This is a genomic window from Kitasatospora sp. MY 5-36 (genome assembly GCF_001182915.1).
In the GTDB taxonomy this organism is placed as follows: Bacteria; Actinomycetota; Actinomycetes; order Streptomycetales; family Streptomycetaceae; genus Kitasatospora.
The window spans coordinates 1-9,738 of the sequence record NZ_LFVW01000248.1 but is presented as its reverse complement, the minus strand read 5'-3'; the positions used below and the strand labels follow the sequence as shown (position 1 = coordinate 9,738).

Genomic DNA, 9,738 nt, shown 5'->3' with positions numbered 1-9,738 from the left:
CACGCACCCCAACGCCGCCCCGCCCGCCCTCCGGGCGGACGACGGGAGTTCGACGACAGGCCCAGGACCTCACACCGGTGTGAGGGTCAAGAACACGACGGACGGCGAAGGGCCGGACCCCCGTATGGGAGGTCCGGCCCCTCGGTGCCTCAGTGCCTACCGGCCGGTCAGGCGTCGCCGCCGGCGGCGCCCGGGTCGGCCGCGGTCACGTCGAGCAGCTGGTAGCGGTCGATCGCGTCCTTCAGCGCCGAGCGGTCGATCTTGCCCTGCTTGGCGAGCTCGGTGAGCACACCCAGGACGACCGACTGCGCGTCGATGTGGAAGAAGCGACGGGCCGCGCCACGGGTGTCGGCGAAGCCGAAGCCGTCGGCGCCCAGCGACTGGTACTGACCCGGCACCCAGCGGGCGATCTGGTCCGGCACCGCGCGCATCCAGTCGGACACCGCGACGACCGGGCCCTCGGCACCCTGGAGCTTCTGGGTGACGTACGGCACGCGCTGCTGCTCCTCGGGGTGCAGCAGGTTGAACTCCTCGGCCTCCACCGCGTCGCGGCGCAGCTCGTTCCAGGAGGTCGCGGACCAGACGTCGGCCTTGACGTTCCACTCCTCGGCGAGGATGCGCTGGGCCTCCAGGGCCCACGGCACGGCCACGCCGGAGGCGAGGATCTGGGCCGGGATCTGGCCCGCGGTGCCCGGCGCGTACCTGTGCAGACCCTTGAGGATGCCCTCGACGTCCACGTTCTCCGGCTCGGCCGGCATCTTGATCGGCTCGTTGTAGACGGTCATGTAGTAGAACACGTCCTCGCCGTGCGGGTGCTCGGCGCTGGAGCCGTACATCCGCCGCAGACCGTCCTGGACGATGTGCGCGATCTCGAAGCCGTACGCCGGGTCGTACGCGACGACGCCGGGGTTGGTCGAGGCCAGCAGGTGCGAGTGGCCGTCGGCGTGCTGCAGGCCCTCACCGGTCAGCGTGGTGCGGCCGGCGGTGGCGCCGATCACGAAGCCGCGGGCCAGCTGGTCGGCCATCTGCCAGAACTGGTCGCCGGTGCGCTGGAACCCGAACATCGAGTAGAAGACGTACACCGGGATCAGCGGCTCGCCGTGGGTGGCGTAGGACGAGCCGGCGGCGATCAGCGAGGCGGTACAGCCCGCCTCGGAGATGCCGTCGTGCAGCATCTGGCCGGTCGGCGACTCCTTGTAGGCGAGGAGCAGGTCCCGGTCGACCGACTCGTAGGTCTGGCCGAGCGGGTTGTAGATCTTCGCCGACGGGAAGAGCGAGTCCATGCCGAAGGTGCGGTACTCGTCCGGCGCGATCGGCACGAAGCGGTTGCCGATGCCCTTGTCCCGCATGAGGTCCTTGAGCACCCGGACGAACGCCATGGTGGTGGCGATGGTCTGGTTGCCGGAGCCCTTCTTGACCGCCTTGTAGGCGTCGTCGCCGGGCAGCTCCAGCTTCCGCGGGCGGACCTTGCGGGTCGGCACGTAGCCGCCGAGCTCCTCCCGGCGGTCGTGCATGTACTGGATCTCCTCCGAGTCGCGGCCCGGGTGGTAGTAGGGCGGGTAGCCCTCGTCCAGCTGCTTGTCGGTGATCGGCAGGTGCAGCCGGTCGCGGAAGCGCTTCAGGTCCTCGACCGTCAGCTTCTTCATCTGGTGGGTGGCGTTGCGGCCCTCGAAGTTGGGGCCCAGCGTCCAGCCCTTGACCGTCTGCGCCAGGATGACCGTCGGCTGGCCCTTGTGCTCGCGGGCCGCCTTGAACGCCGCGTAGATCTTCTTGTGGTCGTGGCCGCCGCGACCCAGGTGCTGGATCTGCTGGTCGGTCATGTTCTCGACCATGGCGCGCAGGCGCAGGTCGCCGCCGAAGAAGTGCTCGCGGATGTACTGGCCGGTCTCGGTGGCGTAGGTCTGGAACTGGCCGTCCACCGTGGTGTTCAGCTTGTTGACCAGGACGCCGTCGCGGTCCTGCGCGAGCAGCGGGTCCCAGGAGCGGTCCCAGACCAGCTTGATCACGTTCCAGCCGGCGCCCCGGAACTGGGACTCCAGCTCCTGGATGATCTTGCCGTTGCCGCGGACCGGGCCGTCCAGGCGCTGCAGGTTGCAGTTGACCACGAAGGTCAGGTTGTCCAGGCCCTCGCGGGCGGCCAGCGAGAGCTGGCCGAGCGACTCGGGCTCGTCCATCTCGCCGTCGCCGAGGAAGGCTCCGAGGCCCATCGAGACGGTCGGGAACTCCCAGAAGTCCGGCATCAGCCGCGGGTGCGGGTAGCTGGAGAGGCCGTACGGGGCCTTCGACTTCTCCTGGCGGAAGGCGTCGAGCTGCTGCTCGGTGAGCCGGTCCAGCAGGAAGGCGCGGGCGTAGATGCCGGGGGAGGCGTGACCCTGGAAGAAGATCTGGTCGCCCGACTCGCCCTCGGCGTCCTTGCCGCGGAAGAAGTAGTTGAAGCCGACGTCGTAGAGCGACGCGGAGGAGGCGAAGGTGGCGATGTGGCCACCGACGCCGATGCCGGGGCGCTGCGCCCGGGAGACCATGACGGCCGCGTTCCACCGGGTCGCGTTGAGGATCTTCCGCTCGATCTCCTCGTTACCGGGGAAGAACGGCTCGTCCTTGGTCGCGATGGTGTTGACGTAGTCCGTGCTGCGCATCTCGGGCACGGCGACACGCTTCTCGCGGGCGCGCTCGATCAGCCGCAGCATCAGGTAACGGGCACGCTCACGCCCCCGCTCGTCGATGGCCGCATCGAGCGACTCCAGCCATTCCGCGGTCTCCTCGGGATCGAAGTCCGGGACCTGACTCGGAAGGCCGCCAATGATGATCGGGTTGCGATCGGATCCGGAAGCCACGCTGTTCCTTCACTGTCGGTCGAAACTGAGGTGTGTCGCGCCGCCTCCATCGTGCTACCGCGCTCGGAGATCCGTCATCTCTACCGATCGGTAACCGTCGCGCCCGGTGGGCGGTCCGGTCTGGTGGTGCGCGGTGCGGGCGTCTCCGTCCGCTCCGCACACCCCCGGGTGTTACGAAAAGAGGTGGTCCGACCTGGTGTCCCGTCCGCCCGATGGCGGGCGGCCGGGGTGAGGGCCAACAGGAGACTCTACGCCCGCGCACGCGCGGACCCCGAATGCCGTTCGCATCTCGGGCACACGTACGGCCTGTGGGCCGGGACCACCCGAAGCATCCTCGGACCATGCAGAAAAGGGCAAATCGGTGTGATTCCCGACACGTCCCACGGCGTGTTCCGGTGCGACACGTCAACCTTTGGAGGGGATCGGGGGTCGGGTACTTGCGCGAACCGCCGCGCCCGTGTGGACTACGGCCACAGCCTCGGCATGGATGCCGAGCCGAATACTGGAGGTTATTCCCGTGAGCGCGACCGCGGACCCCGCGGACAAGTCCAACCCGGCGACCCGTCTCGGCTTCGAAGAGGGCCAGATCATCCAGGAGCTGGGGTACGACGAAGACACTGACCAGGACCTCCGCGAAGGCATCGAGGAGCTCACCGGGACGGATCTCGTCGACGAGGACTACGACGACGTCGCCGACGCCGTCCTGCTGTGGCACCGCGACGACGACGGGGACCTCACCGACGCCCTCGTCGACGCGCTGGAGTACCTGGCGGAGGGCGGCCTCATCTGGCTGATGACGCCCAAGACCGGGCGGGACGGCCACATCGAGGCGTCCGACATCAACGACTCGGCCAAGACCGCCGGTCTCTCCCAGACCAGCTCGATCAACATCGTCAAGGACTGGGCGGCCACCCGGCTCGCGACCAAGTCCACGGCGAAGCAGAGCGGCGGAAAGCGCTGAGCGGGCTCTGAAGTCCCCGCACCGGGCCCCGCCGGAGGAACCCCCTCCGGCGGGGCCCGCTGCATGCCCGCCGCCCGCCCGGGGCCCGGCCGGCGCTCCGGACCGGCCCGTTCGCGGACGGCGAACGCGGCGGGCCGCGGCCGCCCGCCTCATCCGTTCGGCGGAACGGCCGTAAACGAATGCGAGGATGTGGCCTGCCGCGCCCGCCGCGCGGCGCGCTCGCGTCAGAAAGGTCCCGTTCATGGCCATCGAGGTCGGCACCCAGGCTCCGGACTTCGAGCTCCGCAACCAGCACGGCGAGTCCGTCCGGCTCTCCGACTTCCGCGGCCGGAAGAACGTCGTCCTGGCCTTCTACCCGTTCGCCTTCACCGGTGTCTGCACCGGCGAGCTGGGCGCGATCCAGCGGGAGCTGGCGGGCCTGCAGAACGACACCGTGCAGGTGCTCGGGCTCTCCTGCGACTCCCAGTTCTCCCAGCGGGTCTTCGCCGACCGGGAGGGCCTGGAGTTCCCGCTGCTGGCCGACTTCTGGCCGCACGGCGAGGTCGCCCGCGCGTACGGCGTCCTCGACGAGGAGCGGGGCTGCCCGCTGCGCGGCACCTTCGTGGTCGACACCGCCGGCGCGGTGCGCTGGAGCGTCGTCAACGGCCTCCCGGACGCCCGGGACGAGCAGGAGTACCTGAAGGTGCTCGCGGCGCTCTGAGGCCCCGCCGGGGGCCCCGGACGCGTCCCGGGCGCGCCCGCCGGGCCCCTTCGGCGCCCGCCGGCCGGGTGCCGTGGGGCCGTGTCCGGCCTGATCAGGGGTGCGGGCGGGAACCCCGTACTACGCTCGGGCCGTTGGCGGGGTGGGACGCGGGGGCCGATCGGCCCCCCGCCGCCCCGGACCGCACCACCGGGGGCACCACTGGACGTGCCTCCCGATTCTTGGAGGACTAGTGGGAGTCAGCCTCAGCAAGGGCGGCAACGTCTCGCTCACCAAGGAGGCACCCGGCCTCACGGCCGTGGTCGTCGGCCTGGGCTGGGACGTCCGGACCACCACCGGTGCGGACTTCGACCTGGACGCCAGCGCCCTGCTGTGCAACGCCCAGGGCAAGGTCGCCTCGGACGGCAACTTCGTGTTCTTCAACAACCTGAAGAGCCCGGACGGCTCGGTCGAGCACACCGGTGACAACCTGACCGGCGAGGGCGAGGGCGACGACGAGGCGATCAAGGTCAACCTGGCCGGTGTCCCGGCGGACGTGGAGAAGATCGTCTTCCCGGTGTCGATCTACGACGCCGAGACCCGCAGCCAGAACTTCGGCCAGGTGCGCAACGCGTTCATCCGCGTGGTGAACCAGGCCGACAACTCGGAGCTGGCCCGCTACGACCTCTCCGAGGACGCCTCCACCGAGACCGCGATGGTCTTCGGCGAGCTGTACCACCGAGACCGCGATGGTCTTCGGCGAGCTGTACCGCAACGGCAACGAGTGGAAGTTCCGCGCCATCGGCCAGGGCTACGCCTCCGGCCTGCGCGGCATCGCGAAGGACTTCGGCGTCAACGTCTGAGCCGTCGCCGGCGCCCTGCGGCGCGGGCTGCGCGCCGTTCTCCCGGGGCGGCCCCGGACCTCCGTGGTCCGGGGCCGCCCCGGCTTCGTCCGACCCGGTGCCGTGCTGGTCCGCGGCGCTGCGAGGATGTGAGTTCAGGAAGTTCAGCCGACCAAAGCCGGTCGGCCGGGGCCGCGGGGGACTACACCTGGATGGCGCCCCGGGAGAAGCAAGGGAGGAAGAACGTCATGGTGGTCACGCTTGCCAAGGGTGGCAACGTCTCGCTCACCAAGGCCGCGCCGAACCTGACGCAGGTTCGGATCGGCCTCGGCTGGTCCGCCCGTTCAACCACGGGCGCCCCGTTCGACCTCGACGCGAGCGCCCTGATCTGCGGTGGCGGGCGAGTGCTCGGTGACGAGTACTTCGTCTTCTACAACAACCTCAAGAGCCCCGAGGGCTCGGTGGAGCACCAGGGCGACAACCTCACCGGCGGCGACGACACGGGTGACGACGAGGTGGTCGAGGTCAACCTGGACCTCGTCCCGGTGCAGGCCGACAAGGTGATCTTCGCGGTCTCGATCTACGAGGCCGAGGCGCGGCTCCAGAACTTCGGTCAGGTCCGCAACGCCTACATCCGGGTCGTCAACTCGGTCGACGGCCAGGAGATCGCCCGGTACGACCTGTCCGAGGACGCGTCCAGCGAGACCGCGATGATCTTCGGCGAGCTGTACCGCTACGCGGGCGAGTGGAAGTTCCGCGCAGTGGGCCAGGGGTACGCCTCCGGCCTGCGTGGCATCGCGCTCGACTTCGGCGTGAACGTACAGTAAGGGCGGAAATCGGACTTATCGCACCCGACCCGATCATGAGAACAGAGGGCAGTGCGGGGGTGGCCTGACCGGGCCCGGCCCGGTCAGGGCGTCTCGGGTACGAGGCCGACCCCGGCACGGCCAAAACCCGAAAGGTAGCCAACTCCCGTGTTCCTCCGCACATTCGGCTGGTCGCTCGCGATCACCGCCATCGGCCTGGTCGCGGCCGGACTGCTCTGGGGAGCCCAAGGCTTCGGCATCGTGCTGATCCTCTCCATCCTGGAGATCTCCCTGTCGTTCGACAACGCGGTGGTCAACGCCACGGTGTTGAAGCGGATGAACCCGTACTGGCAGAAGATCTTCCTGACCGTCGGTGTGCTCATCGCGGTCTTCGGCATGCGCCTGGTCTTCCCGCTGCTGGTCGTCGGCCTCACCGCGAAGCTCAACCCCACGACGGTCATCGACCTGGCGCTGCACTCCGACAAGACCCACGACGGCCTCACCTACGGCCAGTACCTGGAGGCGGCCAACCCGGCCATCGCGGCCTTCGGCGGCGTCTTCCTGCTGATGATCTTCCTCGACTTCATCCTCGGGGAGAAGGACTACAACTGGCTGTCCTGGATCGAGCGCCCGCTGGAGAAGGTCGGCAAGCTGGAGGCCTTCTCCACCGTCGTCGCCCTGGTCGCCCTGCTGCTGGCCTCCAACTTCTTCGCCGGGGAGCACGCGGAAACCGTTCTGCTCGCCGGCGTCCTCGGCCTGGTGACCTACCTCGCGGTCAACGGCCTCTCGTCGATCTTCGAATCCGGCCTGGAGGCCGAGGAGGAGCGCGAGGAGGAGGCGGAGAAGTCCGGCAAGTCGATCATGCAGGTCGGCGGCAAGGCCGCGTTCTTCCTCTTCCTCTACCTGGAGGTCCTGGACGCCTCGTTCTCCTTCGACGGCGTGGTCGGCGCGTTCGCCATCTCCAGCGACATCTTCCAGATCACCCTGGGCCTCGGCATCGGCGCGATGTACATCCGCTCGCTGACCGTCTTCCTGGTCCGCAAGGGCACCCTGGACGACTACGTCTACCTGGAGCACGGCGCGCACTACGCGATCGGCGCGCTGGCGGCGATCCTGCTGGTCGGCATCAAGTTCCACATCCCGGAGATCGTCACCGGCCTGATCGGCGTCGCCTTCATCGGACTGGCACTCGGCTCGTCGATCCTGCGCAACCGGCGCGAGGGCGCCGGCGAGGACGAGGAACCGGAGCTGGTGGGCAGCGGCAAGTAGCCGCCCACGAGGTCCGCAGGACAAGCTGAAAGGCCGCCCCCGGGGTCTCCCGGGGGCGGCCTTTCCCGTGCTTCCTGGTTGTCCCCGGGGGACGCCCGGTCAGCCGAGCTGCTGCTCGATCGCGCGCAGCTTGCGCTCCAGCGAGTCCAGCTTCGGCATCGACAGGGTGTCGTCGTCGGCCGTCAGGTCGATGGTCGAGTCGCTGCGGGACGACCCGGTGCCGGAGGACGCGTACGAGGAGGACGCGTACGAGGAGCCGACGGCGGCGCGCGGCCGGCGGCCGGCGTCCAGGGCGGCCGGCTCGAAGGAGTCGGCGGACCGGTGCGAGTCCGCGTACGACGAGGCCGGGGAGGTCGAGGTGGTGGCGTCGGTTTCCGCGGCTAGGGCAGGCTCCGTAGCGCTCGGGCCGTCTCCGGCAGCCGTGAGGGCGGGAACCTGGCGGCCGCCGCGGCCCCGGGCGAGCATGCCGCCCTGGCGCGAGATGGCCTTCAGCTCGGCCCGCTCGCGGCGGTCGGCGGTGCGGGCGCGGGCCTTGGCGTCCAGCTTCGCCTGACGCTCCTCGCGCACCTCCTCGACCGCCTCGTCCAGGCTGCGGACGTTCTCCAGCAGCATCAGCGACCAGGCCGCGTAGGTCTCGCGCGGGGCGCGCAGCCAGCGGACGATGCGGATCTGCGGGAGCGGGCGCGGCACCAGGCCCTGCTCGCGCAGCGCGGCCTTGCGGGTCTGCTTCAGCGCGCGGTCGAACAGGATCGCCGCCGAGATCGACATGCCGGAGAAGAACTGCGGGGCGCCGTCGTGCGACACGCCGCGCGGGGCGTGCACCCAGTTGAACCAGGCCGAGGCGATCGCGAACACCCAGACCAGCAGGCGCGAGCCGAGCGCGGCGTCACCGTGGCTGGCCTCGCGGACGGCGAGCACCGAGCAGAACATCGCGGCGCCGTCCAGGCCGAACGGGACGAGGTACTCCCAGCCGCCGGACAGGCCCAGGTTCTCCTTGCCGAAGCCGACCAGGCCGTGGAAGGAGAGGGCCGCGGCGACGCCGGCGCAGCAGAACAGCAGCGTGTACGAGGAGATGCCGTAGATCATCTCCTTGCGCCGGCGGCGCTCCTCGCTGCGCTCCCAGGAGTCGCCGGACTCGTCCTTCTTCGAGCTCTTGAAACGCAGCGTCGCCAGCAGGACGGCGACGAACAGCAGGGCTGCGCCGCCGATGACGGTCCAGACCAGCTGTATGGAGGTCAGGTTCATTGCGGGTCGGGCCTCGGGTTTCCGCAGGGGACAGGATCACAGCGCGACACAGGTGGTCAGGGCCCGCTGTACGGGCACCGCCTGACGGTCGGTTCGTCGCCGCACGGCATGCCCGCCGCACCCGCGCAGGGGCGGACGGGACGCCTGTGCGGCTAGACGATATCGCGTCCGAAGGGGCGGCATGTTACGGGAGGGCGGCTTCCTCCTGCCAATCGACCCGCCGGTTGGATAGGGGAGGGGTGGACGGGGTATCCGACGGCCGGGCCGATGCCCGATCATTGGTCGGCGGACCGTCAGAACGCCTGGCGGGAGCAGGGGGAGAGGACGGCATGGTCTCGATCTGGGAGTACCTGCGCGGGGACAAGAGCTACACCTTCGACAACCCCGGCGGTCAGCACAAGGTCATACTCACCAAGTCGACTCCGCAGCACGCGATCACCGGGTCGGCCGCCACCACCGGCTACCTCTACGTCAACCTGCACTGGACGATGAGCGCCGGGGGCTCCCGCCGGCCGAGCGCCCGGGAGTCCGTCAAGCGGTTCTTCAGCCCGCGGATCCTGCGGCCGCAGGACCCGGACTCGCCGCAGAACAGCGAGCCGATGAACGTCGACCTCGACCTGGCCTGCATGTACGAGCTCTCCGACGGGAGCACCGGCGTGGTGCAGCCGCTCGGCGGGCTCTTCGGCGACCTCCAGAACGCGCCGTACATCAAGCTCAGCGGCGACGACCAGTACGGGGCGCCGTCCGGCGAGACGATGTACGTCAACCTGGAGAAGAAGGACAAGTTCAAGCGGCTGCTGATCTTCGTCTACATCTACGACGGCACGCCGGCCTTCGAGCAGTCGCACGCGGTGGTCACGATCGTGCCGCAGACCGGGCCGCGGATCGAGATCAAGCTGGAGGAGCGGGCCCGGGCGGCGCGCTCCTGCGCGGTGGTGCTGATCGAGAACGCGGGGGACAACCAGCTGACGGTGCGGCGCGAGGTGCGGTACGTCAACGGGTTCCAGGCGGACATCGACCGGCTGTACGGGTTCGGGATGCAGTGGCAGCGCGGGTACAAGGGCGACTGACGCCGGCGGGCGCGGCGGTTCCACGGCGGAGG

General features: G+C 69.7%; 7 protein-coding genes and 1 pseudogene. 6 read left to right on the top strand and 2 right to left on the bottom strand.

Features of this window, described 5'->3' with window-relative positions:
- Window positions 1–167: 167 nt before the first annotated feature.
- Window positions 168–2,834: a pyruvate dehydrogenase (acetyl-transferring), homodimeric type gene (gene aceE, locus AE652_RS17895; protein WP_049652616.1), complete on the bottom strand. Its 2,667-nt coding sequence runs from the start codon at window positions 2,832–2,834 to the stop codon at window positions 168–170.
- Between the two features lie 517 nt (window positions 2,835–3,351).
- Here aceE and AE652_RS17890 point away from each other — a divergent pair.
- The 5 genes and pseudogenes from AE652_RS17890 to AE652_RS17870 all read left to right on the top strand — a co-directional run bounded on the left by AE652_RS17890 (window position 3,352) and on the right by AE652_RS17870 (window position 7,391).
- Complete coding sequence (locus tag AE652_RS17890) at window positions 3,352–3,795, top strand: DUF3052 domain-containing protein (RefSeq protein ID WP_049652614.1); 444 nt, start codon at window positions 3,352–3,354, stop codon at window positions 3,793–3,795.
- A gap of 241 nt (window positions 3,796–4,036) precedes the next feature.
- Window positions 4,037–4,495 (top strand): peroxiredoxin, encoded by a 459-nt coding sequence (locus AE652_RS17885; protein ID WP_049652612.1) that lies wholly within the window; start codon window positions 4,037–4,039, stop codon window positions 4,493–4,495.
- Window positions 4,496–4,727: 232 nt separating this feature from the next.
- Window positions 4,728–5,337: pseudogene (locus AE652_RS17880) on the top strand (TerD family protein).
- 227 nt (window positions 5,338–5,564) lie between these two features.
- On the top strand, window positions 5,565–6,143 hold the full coding sequence (locus AE652_RS17875) for a TerD family protein (RefSeq protein WP_049652609.1): 579 nt from the start codon (window positions 5,565–5,567) through the stop codon (window positions 6,141–6,143).
- Between the two features lie 147 nt (window positions 6,144–6,290).
- The gene (locus AE652_RS17870) at window positions 6,291–7,391 is read left to right on the top strand and encodes a DUF475 domain-containing protein (RefSeq protein WP_049652607.1); all 1,101 of its coding nucleotides are present in this window, start codon (window positions 6,291–6,293) and stop codon (window positions 7,389–7,391) included.
- Window positions 7,392–7,490: 99 nt separating this feature from the next.
- On the opposite strand, the gene AE652_RS17865 is transcribed toward AE652_RS17870, so the two are convergent.
- Window positions 7,491–8,636 (bottom strand): DUF2637 domain-containing protein, encoded by a 1,146-nt coding sequence (locus AE652_RS17865; protein ID WP_049652606.1) that lies wholly within the window; start codon window positions 8,634–8,636, stop codon window positions 7,491–7,493.
- A 329-nt stretch (window positions 8,637–8,965) separates the two neighbouring features.
- Between AE652_RS17865 and AE652_RS17860 the strand changes: the two genes are divergently transcribed.
- Window positions 8,966–9,706 (top strand): Tellurium resistance, encoded by a 741-nt coding sequence (locus tag AE652_RS17860; RefSeq protein ID WP_049652604.1) that lies wholly within the window; start codon window positions 8,966–8,968, stop codon window positions 9,704–9,706.
- The last annotated feature ends 32 nt before the right edge of the window (window positions 9,707–9,738 follow it).